This is a genomic window from Limnohabitans sp. Bal53 (genome assembly GCF_003063355.1).
Classification (GTDB): Bacteria; Pseudomonadota; Gammaproteobacteria; order Burkholderiales; family Burkholderiaceae_C; genus Limnohabitans_A.
In genome coordinates this window covers 1-17713 of record NZ_NESH01000004.1, presented here as the reverse complement: position 1 = coordinate 17713, position 17713 = coordinate 1, and the positions used below count along the sequence as shown (strand labels likewise).

Annotated in this window: 18 protein-coding genes, 1 tRNA gene and 1 pseudogene; 12 read left to right on the top strand and 8 right to left on the bottom strand. The window is 61.8% G+C overall.

The window, feature by feature from the left end; all coding sequences use genetic code 11:
• Positions 1–59: 59 nt before the first annotated feature.
• Entirely contained in the window at positions 60–665 is a 606-nt protein-coding gene (locus B9Z50_RS11400) for a response regulator transcription factor (protein ID WP_108364466.1), read from the top strand.
• A gap of 10 nt (positions 666–675) precedes the next feature.
• Complete coding sequence (locus tag B9Z50_RS11395; protein ID WP_108364464.1) at positions 676–1233, top strand: nuclear transport factor 2 family protein; 558 nt, start codon at positions 676–678, stop codon at positions 1231–1233.
• 8 nt (positions 1234–1241) lie between these two features.
• Here B9Z50_RS11395 and B9Z50_RS17605 read toward each other — a convergent pair whose 3' ends face one another.
• From B9Z50_RS17605 to B9Z50_RS11375, 5 genes are all read right to left on the bottom strand, one after another.
• Positions 1242–1412, bottom strand: a complete 171-nt coding sequence (locus B9Z50_RS17605; RefSeq protein ID WP_158270665.1) for a hypothetical protein — start codon at positions 1410–1412, stop codon at positions 1242–1244.
• Between the two features lie 114 nt (positions 1413–1526).
• Positions 1527–1616: transfer RNA gene (locus tag B9Z50_RS11390), tRNA-Ser, on the bottom strand.
• Positions 1617–1650: 34 nt separating this feature from the next.
• A complete protein-coding gene (serS, locus tag B9Z50_RS11385) occupies positions 1651–2958 on the bottom strand; it encodes a serine--tRNA ligase (RefSeq protein ID WP_108364462.1) in 1308 nt (435 codons plus the stop codon).
• Between the two features lie 22 nt (positions 2959–2980).
• The gene (gene ispH, locus B9Z50_RS11380) at positions 2981–3928 is read right to left on the bottom strand and encodes a 4-hydroxy-3-methylbut-2-enyl diphosphate reductase (protein ID WP_108364460.1); all 948 of its coding nucleotides are present in this window, start codon (positions 3926–3928) and stop codon (positions 2981–2983) included.
• Positions 3928–4371: a peptidylprolyl isomerase gene (locus B9Z50_RS11375; RefSeq protein WP_062403352.1), complete on the bottom strand. Its 444-nt coding sequence runs from the start codon at positions 4369–4371 to the stop codon at positions 3928–3930. Before B9Z50_RS11375 ends, ispH begins: the two co-directional genes overlap by 1 nt.
• A gap of 130 nt (positions 4372–4501) precedes the next feature.
• Here B9Z50_RS11375 and radC point away from each other — a divergent pair, with 130 nt between their 5' ends.
• Positions 4502–5173: a DNA repair protein RadC gene (gene radC, locus B9Z50_RS11370; RefSeq protein WP_108364458.1), complete on the top strand. Its 672-nt coding sequence runs from the start codon at positions 4502–4504 to the stop codon at positions 5171–5173.
• A gap of 455 nt (positions 5174–5628) precedes the next feature.
• Positions 5629–6633, top strand: coding sequence for an adenosine kinase (locus B9Z50_RS11360; RefSeq protein ID WP_108364454.1), 1005 nt, complete (start codon positions 5629–5631; stop codon positions 6631–6633).
• 107 nt (positions 6634–6740) lie between these two features.
• On the opposite strand, the gene B9Z50_RS11355 is transcribed toward B9Z50_RS11360, so the two are convergent.
• The 3 genes from B9Z50_RS11355 to B9Z50_RS11345 are packed head-to-tail and all read right to left on the bottom strand — an operon-like array spanning position 6741 to position 9897.
• Positions 6741–7433 (bottom strand): ABC transporter ATP-binding protein, encoded by a 693-nt coding sequence (locus B9Z50_RS11355; RefSeq protein WP_108364452.1) that lies wholly within the window; start codon positions 7431–7433, stop codon positions 6741–6743.
• The gene (locus tag B9Z50_RS11350; protein WP_108364934.1) at positions 7426–8658 is read right to left on the bottom strand and encodes an ABC transporter permease; all 1233 of its coding nucleotides are present in this window, start codon (positions 8656–8658) and stop codon (positions 7426–7428) included. The genes B9Z50_RS11355 and B9Z50_RS11350 overlap by 8 nt, the downstream gene beginning before the upstream one ends.
• 12 nt (positions 8659–8670) lie before the next feature.
• Positions 8671–9897: an efflux RND transporter periplasmic adaptor subunit gene (locus B9Z50_RS11345; RefSeq protein ID WP_158270664.1), complete on the bottom strand. Its 1227-nt coding sequence runs from the start codon at positions 9895–9897 to the stop codon at positions 8671–8673.
• A gap of 58 nt (positions 9898–9955) precedes the next feature.
• On the opposite strand from B9Z50_RS11345, the gene purT reads away from it, so the two are divergent.
• The 8 genes and pseudogenes from purT to B9Z50_RS11305 all read left to right on the top strand — a co-directional run.
• The gene (purT, locus tag B9Z50_RS11340) at positions 9956–11161 is read left to right on the top strand and encodes a formate-dependent phosphoribosylglycinamide formyltransferase (protein ID WP_255418375.1); all 1206 of its coding nucleotides are present in this window, start codon (positions 9956–9958) and stop codon (positions 11159–11161) included.
• Positions 11162–11165: 4 nt separating this feature from the next.
• Positions 11166–12176, top strand: coding sequence for a UDP-glucose 4-epimerase GalE (gene galE / locus B9Z50_RS11335; RefSeq protein ID WP_108364446.1), 1011 nt, complete (start codon positions 11166–11168; stop codon positions 12174–12176).
• A 602-nt stretch (positions 12177–12778) separates the two neighbouring features.
• Positions 12779–14308: a hypothetical protein gene (locus tag B9Z50_RS11325; RefSeq protein WP_146183197.1), complete on the top strand. Its 1530-nt coding sequence runs from the start codon at positions 12779–12781 to the stop codon at positions 14306–14308.
• A gap of 2 nt (positions 14309–14310) precedes the next feature.
• Positions 14311–15735 (top strand): multicopper oxidase family protein, encoded by a 1425-nt coding sequence (locus tag B9Z50_RS11320; RefSeq protein ID WP_108364440.1) that lies wholly within the window; start codon positions 14311–14313, stop codon positions 15733–15735.
• Positions 15736–15780: 45 nt separating this feature from the next.
• Positions 15781–16284: a plastocyanin/azurin family copper-binding protein gene (locus B9Z50_RS11315; protein WP_108364438.1), complete on the top strand. Its 504-nt coding sequence runs from the start codon at positions 15781–15783 to the stop codon at positions 16282–16284.
• Between the two features lie 12 nt (positions 16285–16296).
• A pseudogene (locus tag B9Z50_RS17990) lies at positions 16297–16770 on the top strand (DUF411 domain-containing protein); the annotation flags it as partial.
• A 15-nt stretch (positions 16771–16785) separates the two neighbouring features.
• Positions 16786–17061: a copper-binding protein gene (locus B9Z50_RS17985; RefSeq protein WP_233249858.1), complete on the top strand. Its 276-nt coding sequence runs from the start codon at positions 16786–16788 to the stop codon at positions 17059–17061.
• A 120-nt stretch (positions 17062–17181) separates the two neighbouring features.
• The coding region (locus B9Z50_RS11305) for a uroporphyrinogen decarboxylase family protein (RefSeq protein ID WP_304481683.1) at positions 17182–17713 on the top strand (532 nt) is incomplete at its 3' end.

Below are 17713 nucleotides of genomic sequence, written 5' to 3'. Positions count from 1 at the left end.
AGCAAAATTCCCTTTAAACTGATATCCTCATACTTTCAGTTTAGCGCGGAGATTAAAACATGACCGTTTACGTCATTGACGACCACCCCCTGATGCGTGACGCATTGACCATGCTGCTCCATCGTGTCAAACCAGGCCTGAAAATCATCCCGATTCACAAACTGAACGTGGTTGAGTCGACGGTTGAAAAAAATGGCGCGCCCGAACTGTTTTGCCTCGATCTGCAGTTGCCAGACACCTTGGGCATGTCGGGCGTGCAGGTCCTCAAGGCCAAGTATCCAGACATCCCCTTGGTGGTCGTGACCAGCTCCAGCGCGAGCGAGTATGAGGCGCGTTGCTTGGAAGCAGGCGCCGATGCCTTCATTGAAAAATCCGACAGCCCGGCCCAAATCATCGCGTCGTTGCGCAACCTTTTGGTGACCGAGGAGCAAGCCGCGATTGAAGACGCGGCTACGCCCGCCGGCCCCACCAAACTGTCCAAACGTCAAAAACAACTGATCCTGATGCTGGACCAGGGCCTGTCCAACCGCGACATCGCCGAAAAACTGGACATCAGCGAGCACACGGTCAAGGTGCACTTCTGGCGTCTGTTCCGTCGCTTGGGCGTCAACAGCCGCACACAAGCGCTGCACTTTGCGCGTACCAACGGCTGGTTGGGCATTTAAGCAAAATCTCATGCCCGTTGTTTCGATCACCTTGCTGCCGGGCTACGACCCGGACACCCAGCACCGCATGGTCAACCGCGTGGCCAATGCGGTGCGTTCGGTGATCGCAACACCCGAGGCGGGCACCACGGTGTTCATCAACGAGGTCAGTACCTACCGGCGCGACGGCAAGGTGTTCAGTGGTGGCCGCGCAGCACACCCAGTGGCCTCAGACGTGGTGAAGTCTTTTTTGGAAGCCATGCAAGAGCGCGACATGGCCAAAGCGCAAAGCTTCTTGCACCCGGACTTTGTCATGTGTTTTCCGGGTGGCGTCACCATGCGGACCCTGCCCGAGTTGGTCTCTTGGGCGCAGCAGCGATACAGCACCATTCGCAAAGACTACGCGCAGTTTGAAGAGAGTTGGCAAGGCGATGCCACGGTGGTGTTTTGCCACGGCAACTTGCAAGGCACTTGGCTCAATGGCTCGTCTTTTGAGGGCATCCGTTTCATTGATCGGATGGAAGTGCGTGATGGCCTGATCACACGCCAGGATGTGTGGAACGATCTGGCCGAACACCGCAAAAGCTGAGCCAGTCCTCAGTCTTTGTCTTTGTTGATGATGTCGGGGGTCACGGCATCGACCACATTGACCACCGTTTTTGCACCATAAACCACCGTCGAGGCGGCCACATCGGCAATGGCCAAAACCGTGCATCCTTGCAACAAAGGCAAGGTCAAAATGGCGGCGATCAAGATCCTGGTGTTCATGATTTTTCTCTTCGCATCTCAGATGCGTCCATGAAAATTGGGCTCAACACCTTCTTTTTTACTGGGTATTGCGCCAGAAAAAAACCCCACATGGCGCGCCATGCGGGGTTGATTTGGCGGAGAGGGAGGGATTCGAACCCTCGGTAGGGTCGCCCCTACGCCTGATTTCGAGTCAGGTACATTCGACCACTCTGCCACCTCTCCTGATTCGGTGTCGTTTGTCGAAGCCGATATTCTATCAGGCCCGAAGGGTCTCCAAACCACCCAAATAGGGTCTCAGCACCTCAGGCACCGTGACAGAGCCATCGGCGTTCTGGTAATTCTCCAAAACCGCCACCAGCGCACGGCCCACGGCCAAGCCCGAGCCGTTCAGGGTGTGCACCAACTCGTTCTTGCCTTGTGCGTTTTTAAAACGCGCTTGCAGGCGGCGCGCCTGAAACGCTTCGCAGTTGGAGACCGAGCTGATCTCGCGGTACGTGTTTTGGGCAGGCACCCAGACTTCCAGGTCATAGGTCTTGCTCGCACCAAAGCCCATGTCGCCCGTGCACAGGCTCATCACGCGGTAGGGCAAGCCCAGCTTTTGCAACACCGCTTCGGCGTGGCCCGTCATGGCCTCCAGCGCTTCGTAGCTTGTGTCGGGGTGCACAATCTGCACCATCTCGACCTTGTCAAATTGGTGCTGACGGATCAGGCCGCGCACATCGCGCCCGCCACTGCCCGCTTCAGACCTGAAGCAAGGGGTGTGCGCCGTGAGCTGGATGGGCAAATCGCTCTCAGCCAAGACTTCGTCGCGCACGACGTTGGTGAGCGTCACTTCGGATGTCGGAATCAGGTACAGCGCCTGGTTTTCTTCGCCCTCTTGGCCGCCCTTGTTGGCAGCAAACAAATCTGCCTCGAACTTGGGCAGCTGGCCCGTGCCGCGCAGCGTGTCTGCATTCACGATGTAGGGCGTGTAGCACTCGGTGTAGCCATGCTCGGTGGTCTGCACATCGAGCATGAACTGCGCCAGCGCCCGGTGCAAACGGGCCACCGGGCCGCGCATGAAGGTAAAACGCGAGCCAGTCAGCTTGGTGCCGGTGGCAAAGTCCAAGCCCAGCTTTTCGCCGATGTCCACATGGTCCTTGAGCTCGAAGTCAAAACTGCGCACCGTGCCCCAACGGCGTACCTCGACGTTGCCTTCTTCACCCGCACCCACAGGCACCGACTCATGCGGCAAGTTGGGCACAGCCAGCAGCAGGTCTTGCAGCTCGGCTTGGATCACTTCCAGGCGCTGCGCCGAAGCGTCCAGCTCGTCCTTGATCGCGCCGACTTGCGCCATCACGGCATCGGCCTCGGCGTGCTGGCCCTTGCCTTTGAGCATGCCAATTTGTTTGGACAAGCTGTTGCGCTGGCTTTGCAGCTCTTCGGTTCGGGTCTGGAGTGTTTTGCGCTCACCCTCCAACGCACGAAACGCCTCCACATTCAAGAAAGGCTGGGGATTTTTACGGGTCTGCAAACGCGCGACAACGGCGTCCAGGTCTTTACGGAGTAGAACAATATCAAGCATGGGGGGATTGTAGTGAGCCCGTTTACGGCGATTGCGGGGTATCCAGTTTCAAACCCTTGGGCAACGGAAACTTGATGGTCTCCTGAATGCCGTCGAGCGTGCGCACCGACACCGCACCCATAGCCCGCAAACGCGCAATCACCTCTTGCACCAGCACATCCGGGGCCGAGGCACCTGCTGTCAGACCCACTTTTTGTGTGCCGTTAAACCAAGCCTCTTGCAAATCCGCTGCACTGTCCACCATGTAGGCGGGTGTGCCCAATCGGTCGGCCAACTCGCGCAGGCGGTTGCTGTTGGAGCTGGTGGGACTGCCCACCACGATGACCACGTCCACCAGCGGGCTCATCAGCTTGACGGCGTCTTGGCGGTTTTGGGTGGCGTAGCAAATGTCTTGTTGTTTGGGCTCGCGCACCTGAGGAAAACGGGCTTTGACCGCCGCCACGATCTCGGCGGCGTCGTCCACGCTCAAGGTGGTTTGCGTGACCACGGCCAACAAATCGGTCTGGCCAGGTTGCACCTTGGCCACGTCTTCCACGTCCTCCACCAAATGGATGCCGCTGTCGAGTTGGCCCATGGTGCCTTCCACCTCGGGGTGGCCCTTGTGGCCGATCATGATGAATTCGTAGCCCTCTTTGTGCAGCTTGGCCAGCTCCACATGCACCTTGGTGACCAACGGGCAAGTGGCGTCAAAAATCCGGAAGCCGCGTCGCTCAGCCTCATCCTGAATCGCACGGCTGACGCCGTGAGCGCTGAAAATCAACGTGGCCCCGGGCGGCACATCGGCCAGCTCTTCGATGAAGATGGCACCTTTTTCCTTCAGGTCATTGACCACGTAGGTGTTGTGCACGATCTCGTGGCGCACATAAATCGGACGGCCAAACTTGGTGAGCGCATGCTCCACGATGTCGATCGCCCGATCCACCCCAGCGCAAAAGCCACGCGGCTCGGCCAACAGCACTTCAGATGTCATCACAGCACCCCAATCAGTTCGACTTCAAAGGTCACAGGCTGACCGGCCAGCGGGTGGTTGAAGTCAAACAACACCGCGCCCTCCTCGTTCACTTGCAAAACTGTTCCAGCATAAGAGCCCAGACCATCTGGTGTGGGAAATTGCACCACATCACCCGCCGCGTATTTTTCGGTCGGATCGCCCAACTCGTTGAGTAGCTTGCGCGCCACCCACTGCTGCATGTCGGCAATGTGGTCGCCAAAGGCCTCACCGGCCGGAATTTCCATCACCACCCGTGTGCCTTCGGCCAGGCCCAGCAAGCGCTGCTCCACGGCTGGCGACAAGGTGCCCGAACCCAACGACAAGGTGGCGGGTTTTTCGTTGAAGGTGTTGATGATGTCCCCCTGCGGCCCGGCCAGGCGGTAGTGAAGCGTCAAGAAAGAACCAGGTTCGACAATGGACATAAGGGTTTTCGTGGTTGCCGCCTCAGCGGTCAAACGGGCATAAAGAAAGCACTATTGTAAAAAGCCCGGCCAACCCGCTCCAACAAAGGGGCAAGCGTGACCGATGGCTGCTCCAGGGAGGGGCTGTCCAATGAGCATCAAAGACTTGCCAGCCGATGCGCGCCCGCGCGAAAAACTGCTCGCCCGTGGCCCGCAAGCCCTGAGCGATGTGGAACTCTTGGCCATCTTGTTGCGCACGGGCATAGCGGGCAAAAACGTGTTCCAGCTGTCCGAAGAACTGCTGGGGGAAGACGGCATCGCCGGCTTGCTCAACGCCACCGTGCAGTCGCTCAAAAGGGTCAAAGGTCTGGGCCCGGCCAAGCAAGCCGAGCTGCTCGCTGTCTTCGAGATGGCCCGCCGGGCACTCAGCCAGCGCCTCAAAGAGCGCGAGGCCTTCCACACGCCGGGCGCGGTCAAGCAATACCTGCAGTTGCAACTGGCCCACAAACATCACGAGGTCTTTGCCGTGCTGTTTCTGGACAACCAAAACCGCATGCTGGCCATGGAGGAGCTTTTTCGCGGCACGCTCAGCCAAACCTCGGTCTACCCGCGTGAGGTGGTCATGCGCGCCCTGCACCATCAGGCCGCGGCCGTGGTGCTGTCGCACAACCATCCCAACGGTTCGGTCCAGCCCAGCCGCGCCGACGAGCACCTGACCCAAACCCTCAAGGCGGCATTGGCGCTGGTCGATGTGCGCGTACTCGACCACATCATCGTGGGCCAAGGTCAATCGCTGTCGATGGCAGAGCAGGGCTTGATGTAGCCACCTTGTCTGGTCGTGGCTTTGCTGAAACGCTGGGTGGCTGGGTGGCTGGGTGGCTGGGTGGCTGGGTGGCTGGGAGAGTGCATCAAATTTAATAACACCGTCATTGCGAGCGAAGCGCGGCAATCCATGCCTTGCAGCCAATACATCGATTGCTTCGTTCCTCGCAATGACGGCTACATATTCGCTCCTCGTAATGACGGCTAAATCTTCGTTCCTCGCAATGACGGCTACATCTTCGTTCCTCGCCATGCCAGCCAAATCTTCGTTCCTCGCCATAACAGCCAAATCTTCGTACCTCACGATGACGGCTGGTTCTGCACGCCTCGTCATCACAGGTGATGGGCAGTGCCCCCTGATCACAACCACCGTCACTGCGAGGAGCGCAGCGACTTGACCGTCCATGTTGAATGGTGCAGCCAGTAAACTCACCTCTTTCAATTTCAGCGCCCACCATGTCCCACTACCACCTCTACGCCATCGGCAACGCCTTGGTCGACACCGAATACGAAGTCTCTGACGAACTGCTGAGCGCCATGGGCGTGAGCAAGCGGCACATGACGCTGATCGACACCCCCCAACGCGCTGAACTGCTCACACACGTTCAAGGCCTGCATGCCCGCCGTACGGGTGGCGGCTCAGCCGGCAACACCGTGGTGGCCCTGGCCCAATTGGGCGGCAAGGCTTTTTACTCATGCCGAGTAGCCGACGACGAGCTGGGCGCCTACTACTCCCAAGACTTGCAGACCAATGGCGTGGCGACCAACCTCACCCACACCCGCCCAACCGTTGGCCAAACCGGCAGCTGCATGGTGCTGGTCACCCCAGACGCCGAGCGCAGCATGTGCACCTTTTTGGGCGCCACCTCGCAATTGGACGCCAGCGCCTTGCACCCCCAAGACATCGCCAAGTCCAAAATTTATTACATGGAAGGCTACCTGGCCGCTTCGCCCACGGGCCTGGAAGCCGCCGTGCAAGGCCGCCAAATCGCCACCGAGCAGCAAGTGCAAACCGCGCTGACATTGAGCGATGTGAGCATGATCAACTTCTGCCGCCAAGGCCTGGAAGCCATGATCGGCGACGGTCTGGACTACCTTTTTGCCAACGAAGAAGAAGCCCAAACCTGGTGCGGCACCACAGATCTGGACACCATCATCGGCCAGTTGTCGGCTTTGGCCAAAACCGTGTGCCTGACACGGGGCCCCAAAGGCTGCATCGTGGTGCAAGGCCAGCAGCGCATCGAAGTGCCCGCCGTGCCCACAAAGGCGGTGGACACCAACGGCGCAGGCGACATGTTTGCCGGCGCCTTTTTGTACGGCATCACCCACGGCCAAAGCCCAGCGCAAGCCGCCGCATTGGCCAACCGCGCAGCCGCTGCGGTGGTCAGCCAGCACGGTAACCGCTTGACCGCCGCCCAGTTGCAAACCATTGCCGGCCAAGCGGCAAGCGCCCCTTTGTAGGAGCCCACCCCTGTGGGCGATGGCTTGCAGGGTGAGTTCCACGCCCATCGCCCACAGGGTGGGCTCCCACAAAAACCATGCCTTGCCTGTTGCTTCATCGGGCGGGATCAATCCGTCTGGATCAGGCCATCCACCACCTGGATGGTCTTGTCGCAGCGCCTGCCCAGCTCGGGGTTGTGCGTGACCAGCAACACGGTGGTGCCCTGCTCTTGGTTGATGCGGCGCAGCAGCGCAAACACCGCATCTGCACTTTTCGTGTCCAGGTTGCCGGTGGGTTCATCGGCCAAGAGCAAGGCCGGGTTCATGGCCAAGGCCCGCGCCAAAGACACACGCTGCTGCTGCCCGCCGCTCATGTTGCCCGCCATGTTGTTTTTCCAAGGCGTGAGGCCCACGCTCTCCAACAAGGCTTCGGCCCGCTCACGCATGGCCTGATTCGGGAACCCCGCCGCGCCGAGCAGGGGCATCATCACGTTCTCAAGTGCCGTAAAGGCCGAGATCAGGTGGTGGTACTGGAACACAAAGCCAATGTGATGCCCCCGCAAGCGCGTCAGGGCTTGGTCGGCCAGCAGGGTGGTTTCTTCGCCCGCCATCTGCAACAAGCCCGAAGTAGGCCGGTCCAGCAAACCGATGATGTTGAGCAAGGTGCTCTTGCCCGAGCCCGAAGGCCCCATCACCGCACAAAAGTCGCCCCGGTTCAGCGTCAAGTCAATGCCGTGCAGCACCTCGGTCTCGATACCGGTGCCCACGTTGAAGGCCTTGCGCACGCCTTGTAAGCGCACCACCACATCCGCGCTAGCCATGGATGGCCTCCACCGGGTCCAGACGCGCCGCCCGCAAAGCTGGTGCGTAGGCCGCGGCCAGGCCTGTCAGCGTGGCCAGTCCGAGCGCCACCGCAAACATCACCGGGTCAAGCACCAGCGCAAAGAGCGGCGTGCCATCGGCATTCAAGGCCAAGTGCTGCCACAGCACCAGCCCCAAAGCGCCCACGACGCAGCCCAGCACCGCACCACCCCAGCCCAGCAAGCCGCCTTGCAGCAAAAACACGCGCAGCACCTGCCCGCGTGAAATGCCCATGGCCCGCAGGATCCCGATCTCGCGCGACTTTTGCACCACCGACACCACCAACACACTGGCAATGCCAAAGGCCACCGACAGGCCCACAAAAAACCGGATGGCCGTGTTGGCGGTGCTTTGCGCACTCACCGCTGCAAAAAACTGTGCCCCGGTCTTGATCCAGCTGTCGGCCTGCACACCGGTGACCGCCTGAATGCGCTGGGCGATGACTTCGGCCGCGTACACATCACGCACCGTGACTTCGATGCTGGTCACCCCGCCCAGCAAGCCCAACAGGCTTTGGGCGGTGCGCAGCGCCACAAAGGTGATGCGCTGGTTGGCCCCCTTGTTGCCCAGATCAAACACGCCGCTGATGGTCAAGGTGGTGGCCAGTCCCGCCGCATTGGTCACGCGCAGCTTGTCGCCCACATCCACCCCCAGGTCGTTGGCCAAATCGGTGCCAATCAGCATGTCTTGCCCCGTCAGGCGTGGGGTGCCACGCACGATTTTTTCGGGCAGCTTGACGATCTGAAAATACCCCTCGGGCTCCACCCCCGTCAGACCGATCGCCCGGCTGGCACTGCCGCGCACCGCCAGTGCCGAGCCACCGACCACGGGCGAGACCACCGTCACATCGGGCATGTCGCGCACCGTGGAGATCAAGGACTGCCACTGGTCAATCGACTTGAGCCTTTGCAAAGGCGGCTGCACGATGGCGGCATTCACCTCGCTGGGCGTGGCCGTGTGCAAAGTGCGGGTGCGCTCTTGGGGCGGCAAAAGCTGAATGTGCGCCTGCGCCGAGAGCACCCGCGCAATGAAGTTGCCCTGCAAGCCCTCCATCAGCGCCGACATGAACACGATCACGCCCACCCCAATGGCCACGCCCACCAGAATGAAGACCGTCTGCATGCGGCCTTCACGCAAAAAGCGGATGGCCACAATCCATTCAAAGGGCACCCAAGGCTTGAACATGCTGCGGTCCAATCAAGATGGCGCACGCACGCGCTGGCCTTGGCGCAGCGCATTCGACAAGCCCTCAGGCACCAGAATCACAGCGTCGCCCTCGCGCAAGCCGTCCAGCACCTCGACCCACGCGCCACCCCGCAAGCCCAGCCGCAACGGGCGGCGCACCGCATGGCACGCATCGCGCAGCCACACCCAAGGCGCAGCCCCGTTGATGTCGTTGACGTGCCCCACTTGCAAGGCCAACACCTGCGCTTTGCGTGCCACCACCAAGTCCACCGACACGGTCATGTCCTGCCGCAGGTTGGGCTGCGGCTCTGTCACATCAAGCTTGACCTCCACCGCGCCGGTCTGGGCATTGATGCCGGGGTTGATGTAGGCCACCTGGGCCTTGAATTTTTGCTGCGGGTAGGCATCGGCTGAGGCCAGCGCCTGTTGCCCCAATGCGATCAAACGCAGGTTTTTTTCATCGATCTGCACCACCAACTGCGTGGCCCCTTCGGGCGACAAAGTCATCAAGACCTTGCCCGCTTGCACCACATCGCCCACCTCCACGCTGCGGCCAATCAGCTGACCGCTCACAGGCGCTTGGATCACCGCATAGCGGGCCTTGGCCCTGACCCCTTCGGCGTTGGCCTGCGCCTCGGCCACAGCGCCCACAGCCAGGCTGTGCTCTGCGCCGCCCGTCTGGGTCGAGGCCACTTGTTTTTGCGCAGCCAACACTTGGGCTTCGGCCAAGGTCAAAGCCTTGCGCGACTCGTCCAGCGCCGCCTGGCCAATGAAACCCTGCTCGAACAAAGCCAAACTGCGCTGCCCGCTGGCCCGCGCCGCGTCCAAACCGGCCTGGGCCTGGCGCAGCATTTGCTGCGCCACCGGCCCTTGTAAGTCGGTCAACTGCCGCAGCCTGCCCTTGGCCTGCATCACCGCCTGCTCGGCCTGCCGCTGGGCAGACTCCAGCTCGGTGCTGACCAATTCAATCAGCACATCACCCGCTTTGACGCTCTGCCCTTCGGCCACAGGCACGCGCGCCACGGTGCCGGTGATCTGCGCGCCCATGTCCACCCGGTGCGGCGTCTCCACCCGGCCACTGGCCACCACGGTTTGCAGCAAATCGCGGCGCTGCACCGCCTCGGTCTGCACCAGTGGCCCCACCCACCAACGCAGTGCGGCAGCGCCCAAAAAAAGGAACAGCAAGCCCCAGAACAATTGGGCGATGCGTGGGCGAATCCAGGTCCAAACAACATTCATGCGGCCCATTCTGGGGACCGGTGCGGTTCATGCCCATGATCCACGTCAAGATCTGATCATGTGCAGGCTGTGTGTCAGGCAACTGAGCAACAATGAGGCTTGTGTGCTCTCTCCCCTCTTTATCCCCATGAAAAAAATCCTGCTTTTGGGTTCTGGTGAACTCGGCAAAGAATTCGTCATCAGCGCCAAGCGCCTGGGCTGCCATGTGATTGCCTGCGACAGCTATGCGGGTGCGCCCGCCATGCAAGTGGCCGATGAATCTGAAGTGTTCAGCATGCTCGACGAGGCGGCTTTGCGCGCCGCCATCGCACAGCACCAGCCCGACCTGATCGTCCCCGAGATCGAGGCCATCCGCACTGAAGTGCTGCTCGACGTCGAAAAGCAAGGCTTTGAAGTCATCCCCAGCGCCCGCGCGGCCAACCTGACCATGAACCGCGACCGCATCCGCGACGTGGCCGTGGGCTTGGGTGTGCGCACCGCGAAGTTCAGCTACGCCGACTCGGCCGCCGAGCTGCTGACCAAAGCGACCGAGATCGGTTTCCCGGTCGTCATCAAACCGGTCATGAGTTCATCGGGCAAAGGCCAGAGCGTGGCCAAGACGGCCGCCGACGTGCAAGCCAGCTGGGACTACGCCTGCGCGGGCATGCGCGGCGACCGCCAAAAGGTCATCGTCGAAGAATTCATCCACTTCGAGTTTGAAATCACCCTGCTCACGGTGCGCCAGCGCAACGGCCAAACCCTGTTTTGCCCGCCCATTGGCCACGTGCAAGAGCGCGGCGACTACCAATACAGCTGGCAGCCCCAGAGCATGAAGCCTGAGCAAATCCAAGCCGCGCAAGACATGGCTGAAAAAGTCACCACCGACTTGGGTGGCGCAGGCCTGTTTGGCGTGGAGTTTTTTGTGACGAAAGACGAAGTGATCTTCAGTGAGCTGAGCCCCCGACCACACGACACGGGCATGGTGACGCTCACCAGCCAGAACCTGAGCGAGTTTGACCTGCACGCCCGCGCCATTTTGGGCCTGCCGATTCCCCGCATCGACTGCGTAGAAGGTGCCAGCGCCGTGGTGCTGGCCGACAAAGACGGCACCCACCCCACGTTCACAGGCGTGGCCGAAGCCCTGAGCGAGCCCGGCGTGGACGTGCGCATCTTCGGCAAGCCGACCACACGGCCTTACCGCCGCATGGCGGTGGCGCTGGCCCAAGGCCCCAACGCCTTGCAACGCGCCCGCGACGCCGCAGCCAAAATTTCGGTGAAGGTGTGACTGCATGAGCACCATCCTCGTCACAGGCGGCGCAGGCTACATCGGCTCACACACGGTGGTGGAACTGTTGAACGCAGGGCACCAAGTGTTGATCGTGGACAACCTGTGCAACAGCAGCATTGCTGTGCTGGAACGCATCCAAAAACTGGCCAATCCCAACTTCCGATTTGTACAAGCCGATGTGCGCGATGGCGCAGTGCTCGACCGACTCTTTGCCGAGCAGCCGATCGATGGCGTGATCCACTTTGCGGGCCTCAAGGCTGTGGGCGAGTCGGTGTCTCAGCCTGTGCGTTACTTTGACAACAATGTGGGCAGCACCCTGGCCCTGCTGCAGGCCATGGACCGGGCGGGCGTGCGCCGCATCGTCTTCAGCTCGTCCGCCACCGTGTATGGCGACCCCGAACAGGTGCCCATCTCCGAGAGCAGCCGCCTGCAGGTGACCAACCCCTATGGCCGCACCAAACTCATGTGCGAAGACATCCTGCGCGACCTGCAGGTGTCGGACCCACGCTGGCAAGTGGCTGTTCTGCGCTACTTCAACCCGGTAGGCGCGCACATCAGCGGCACCATTGGCGAGCACCCCAGCGGCATCCCCAACAACCTGATGCCCTACATAACCCAAGTGGCCGTGGGCCAGCGTGAATTCCTGAGCATCTTTGGCCGCGACTACCCCACGCCCGACGGCACGGGCGTGCGCGACTACATCCATGTGGTCGATCTGGCGCAAGGCCACTTGGCGGCGCTCCATTACCTGCAACAGCGTCAAACCAGCATCACCGTCAACCTGGGCACCGGGCGCGGGGTGAGCGTGCAGGAGTTGGCCGACACCTTTGCCCGCGTGACCGGCGTGCCTGTGCCCTACCGCTTTGTAGAGCGCCGCCCGGGCGATGTGGCGGCTTGTTATGCCGACACCACCCTGGCGCGTGAAGCCCTGGGTTGGCAGGCACAGCTGGGGGTCGAGCGCATGTGCCAGGACGCCTGGCGATGGCAGTCACAAAATCCCAAGGGGTATTGAAACTTTCGGGACATCGAACACAGCCCACCAAGCCTGCCATCCAAATGGTCGGGCTTGGTTAAGCGGTCGCGCTGCTTGAGGCACGCCAACAAAAACCCCGGGCCACCAGCGTTTGTATCTTTGGCTATGATGAACAAATGCGTAAACCGTGGATTTGGCTGATGCTACTGTTGTTGCCCCTGAGGCTGTGGGCCGGTGTGTCCATGGTCCAGAGCGACTGCCACAGCCTGACGACTCTGAACGCGCAGGTCCAAATGGCCCAACACGACAGCCCTCTTGGTGTCCAAGCGGTTCACGGTGACCATGGCCACCAGGCCATGCCGGAGCCCGCGACAAAACACCAAGCCACCGCAAGCCATGAAGGCTCAGGCTGCATCGCCTGCGCACTTTGCCACCTCAGCGCAGATCTGCCCAGCTCGACTCTCCAACTGCACGCGCCTACGCCCACTGGCGCGCCCGGTGCCTTGCCCACAAGCTTAAGCGGCCACGTCTGGCCGCCTCTCACCAAACCCCCCATCGCCTGAAGACCTTGGCCTTCGTGCGCCTGTCAAGGACCCGGCTCGGGTCTGATGGGCGCTGTTCCATGCGTTTCAGGAGTCTCCATGCCTCTTTATTTCCCGGCATTCGCGGCGCTTGCCCGTGCGCCACTGCCCAGGCCAATCTGTCGGCCAGAGCACAAGCCTTACAAAGGCCATTTGTCTTTACCCGCCGCTTGGTCTGGGCTGTTCACGCCCATTCCACTCGCACCATTCCAATGCCTGAGCGCTTGCGGGCTGGCCCTGGCCTGCGGCATGGCGGTGGCCCAGACCACGACACCAGACCATCTTCACCACAAGGCAGCGGCCGCCAGCGCCACGGTCCATTCGCCAGCGCACCGCTGGTCAGAGGCCAACGACACGGTGGGTCAATTCCAACGCGGCCACATCGACCTGTTGCGCTGGGAGCAACGCAACAATCCCCTGACCAACCCAGCGGACAACACAGGCACTCGCGCCGCGCCACTGAGCCTGGAGCAAGCGCTGCGCATGGCATTGCAAAACCAGCCGCGCTGGCTAAGCCGCGAGGGCATGAGCCCACCAGAAAGGGCCCAACTGAACACCGCCTACCAAGAGCGTGTGCTGCAGGTGCGCCGCGCTTGGTTCGAGGCGGTGACTTCACACCAATCGGCCCAGTACAGCCGACAAATTTTGCAAGCCGCAGAAGCCGGGGCCGAGTTGGCCGAACGCATGGCCCGCATCGGCAACTGGAGCCGGGCCCGCCAAATGCAAGAGGAGCTGCTGCTCTGGGATGCCCGCACGCGTGTGCAAAACGCCGATCTGCAGGCCTTGCGCAATGCACTGGCCTTGTGGCAACTGACCGGCGACCCCCTACCCGATGCCGATGCAGGTCAGGGCCCACAGACGCCGCCTGCGACTGGCACAAGCGGGTCGGATCCCACCACAGAAAAGCCAGAGGCACCCAACCTGCTTCAGGCGCTGCCCGGGTGGTTGCGTCTGCCACCCCTGCCCCACTTGCCCCCACCCGAAAGCAGCCCACTGGCGACGCTGGAGGCACGCACCCTGGCTGCGCACCTGCCTTGGTCTGCGGCCCAAGCTCAAGCCCAACGCATGTTGACCGGGCAACATGCCCGCAGTCTGGCGCAGGCGCGCCTGGCCATGGCACAAGCCAGCCCAGCCCAGGACGCTGCTCAGGAGGCCAGCCGCTCGCTCGGCCAACCCAAGTTGCCTCAATTGTCCAACCGAGCACCCTGGAGCCACAGCGCTGAAGCGGCTCTGCAAGCCCAAGCCGATGCCGATGCATGGCAGCGGCAAATTCGTGCAGACGTGCGCGTGGCCCATGCGGCCCTGCACAACGCACTGACACACGCCGCTCAAAGCCGCCAGGAAGTGCTGCGCTTGCACACAGCTCTGCAACAGGAAAACCTGCTGCGATACAACGGCATGCTCAGCAGCACTTGGGAACTGCTGGCCAGCGCCCGCCAACGCATCCAGACCGTGGACGCGGCGCACCAAGCGCAGCACCAAGCCTGGCTGGCCTGGGCCGATCTGCAAGCCGTCCTCAGCGGCCTGCCCTACACCGGGCGACCTGGCGCTGCCACCTCGCCCTCCACCACGCCACCTGCAGGACACTGACCATGCAACGCCGAAATTTTTTCCAAAAAGCCATGACTGCCGCGGGCACCATCGCAGGGGCCGCTGTCGCCACCCATGTCGTCAGCCGCAGCGCACTGGCGGGCTTGCCCGAGCCCATCATCCAGACCTCTACAGACACTGCCGCGCCCTGGACACCCCCAGGGGTCACCGGCGCAGGTCGCCCCTACAACCCGGTCGTCACCCTGAACGGCTGGACCTTGCCCTTTCGCATGAAGGACGGCGTCAAAGAGTTCCACTTGGTGGCCGAACCGGTGGTGCGCGAGATGGCGCCGGGCTTTGTGGTCAACATGTGGGGCTACAACGGCCAAAGCCCAGGCCCCACCATCGAAGTGGTCGAAGGCGACAAAGTCCGCATCTTTGTGACCAATCAACTGCCCGAACACACCACCATCCACTGGCATGGCCAGCGCCTGCCCAACGGCATGGACGGCGTGGGCGGCCTGAACCAAAAGCAAATTCCAGTGGGCAAGACCTATGTGTACGAGTTTGAGGCGCGCAGGCCGGGCACATTCATGTACCACCCGCATGCCGACGAGATGACACAAATGGCCATGGGCATGATGGGCCTGTGGATCACCCACCCCAAGGGTCAGCACCCACACATCGCCGAGGTGGACCGCGATTACGCCTTCTTGCTCAACGCCTTTGACGTGACCCCGGGGGCCCAAACCCCCAACGTCAACACCATGCTGGACTTCAACATCTGGAGCTGGAACAGCAGGGTGTTCCCAGGTATCAGCCCCCTGGTCGCACGCCTGAACGATCGGGTGCGTGTGCGTGTGGGCAACCTGACCATGACCAACCACCCGATCCATATCCACGGCATCGAATTCGAAGTGACGGGCACCGACGGTGGCCCTGTGCCCAAAACCGCGCGCTGGCCCGAGGTCACCACCGACGTGGCCGTGGGCCAGATGCGGCAGTTGGAGTTCATCGCCGACGAGCCCGGTGACTGGGCCATGCATTGCCACAAGAGCCATCACACCATGGGGGCCATGGGCCACGATGTGCCCACCATGATCGGTGTGGACCACCGAGGGCTGGTGCAAAAAATCCAGCAACTCATCCCCGACTACATGGTCATGGGCGAACGCGGTATGGCCGACATGGGCGAAATGGAAATGGAGTTGCCTGACAACACTTTCCCCATGATGACCGGTACCGGGCCCTACGGTCCCATTGAGATGGGCGGCATGTTCACCACGCTCAAGGTGCGGGCCGAGCAAAAACCGGGCGACTACAGCGACCCGGGCGATTACAAGCAACCGCCCGGCACACGATCCTTCGAATACACCGGACCGGTGGCGGCGACACCCCGTGCGCCGCGTGCACCGAAGGCTATCAGCCAGCCGACTGCGCCAGCTTCTGGCACGGCGCGCAAACCCCAAGGACACGGGCACCACTGAGGCCCGTCATGGGGCACTCGCCACTTTCACCAAACAGGACACACCATGAACACCGCATTGAACACCACACTCTTGAGCATCGGCCTGCTGGCTCTGCCCTTGGCACAAGCCCATTCACCCTCTGCGCACAAAAATCACCCCACCGCCTCCACCGCACCCGCCGCACCCGCCGAGCAAAAGGCATGGGGCATTGCCGGCAATCCGAAAAAAGCCTCTCGCACCATCGAAATCCGCATGACCGACGACATGCGCTTGAGCCCCAACCAAATCCAGGTCAAATTGGGCGAGACCGTGCGATTGGTCGCGGTGAACGCGGGCAAGGTTTTGCACGAGATCGTGATTGGCACGCCGCAAGAACTCAAAGCGCATGCCGAGATGATGAAAAAGCACCCCGGTATGGAGCACGACGAGCCGTACATGGCGCATGTGGATCCGGGCAAAAAAGGCGACATCGTCTGGACCTTCAACCGCGCAGGCAGCTTTGAATTTGCCTGCCTGATTCCGGGCCATTTTGAAGCGGGCATGATCGGCCGCATCACCGTTCAGTAAGGGAGCTACGCCATGAAAACCCCCCAATCCACTGCCTTGCCCCGCCGTCAATGGCTGGTCGCCGCGACCGTGTTGGCCCTCACCGGTTTTGAGCGCACCGCCATGGCGCAAGCCACCGCTGTTCAAGTCTGGAAAGACCCCAACTGCGGCTGCTGCCAATTGTGGGTCGAGCACCTGCAAGCCAGTGGCTTCAAGGTCGAGGTGCGCGACGTTGGCAACACCGCCGCACGCAAGCGCTTGGGCATGCCCGAGCAACTCGGCTCCTGCCACACCGCCACCGTCGGCGGCTACGTCATCGAGGGCCATGTGCCCGCCGCTGACATCCACCGACTGTTGAAAGAGCGACCCGTGGCGCTGGGCCTGTCGGTGCCCGGCATGCCCATTGGCAGCCCCGGCATGGATGGCCCCGAGTACAAAGGCCGCAAAGACGCCTATGACGTGCTGCTGGTGCAAAAAAACGGCAGCAGCAAAAGCTTTCAGCACTACCCCGGGCTGCGCCGCATGGCCCAGCGTGATGGTCTGCAGCGCGTGAGCGATGACGCGGCTGCGCTGCCATGGGCCACCGCCGAAGTGCGGCGCATCGACAAGGCTGCGGGCAAAGTGGCACTCAAGCACGGCGAGATCAAGAACCTGGACATGCCGCCCATGAGCATGGTGTTTCAGATGAAAGAGCCCACCCAACTCGACACCTTGCAAGTCGGCCAAAAAGTGCGCTTTCAAGCGGTGCAGGACAAAGGCGCTTATTGGGTGGTGAAGATCGAGCCAACGGCCCTTTGAGCGCAGCGAGCAGGCCTTGATTCAAGGTGCCGTTTCAGAGTGTCGTTTCTTGGCTGTCCTTTGCTGGGGCTGTCGTGTTTTGGCTAGACCCCCGCTGAACACCCTGCGACAATCGAAGGCATGAACTCACACGCCTTCGCCCCCCTGCAAAACGACACCTTCCTGCGCGCCTGCCTGCGCCAGGCCACCGACCACACGCCCGTGTGGCTCATGCGCCAAGCCGGACGCTATTTGCCCGAGTACTGCGCCACACGGGCCAAGGCCGGCAGCTTCATGGGGTTGGCCACCAACGTCGACTACGCCACCGAAGTCACACTCCAGCCGCTCGAGCGCTACCCGCTCGACGCGTCCATTCTGTTCAGCGACATCCTCACCGTGCCCGACGCCATGGGCTTGGGTCTGTCTTTTGCCCAGGGCGAAGGCCCGCGCTTTGCCAAAAATGTGCGCAACGAAGCCGCTGTGGCCGAACTGGCCGTGCCCGACATGAACAAGCTGCGCTACGTGTTCGATGCGGTCACGTCGATTCGCAAGGCCCTGAACGGCCGTGTGCCGCTGATCGGCTTTTCCGGCAGCCCCTGGACGCTGGCGTGCTACATGGTCGAAGGCGCTGGCTCCGACGACTACCGGCATGTGAAGTCCCTGATGTACAGCC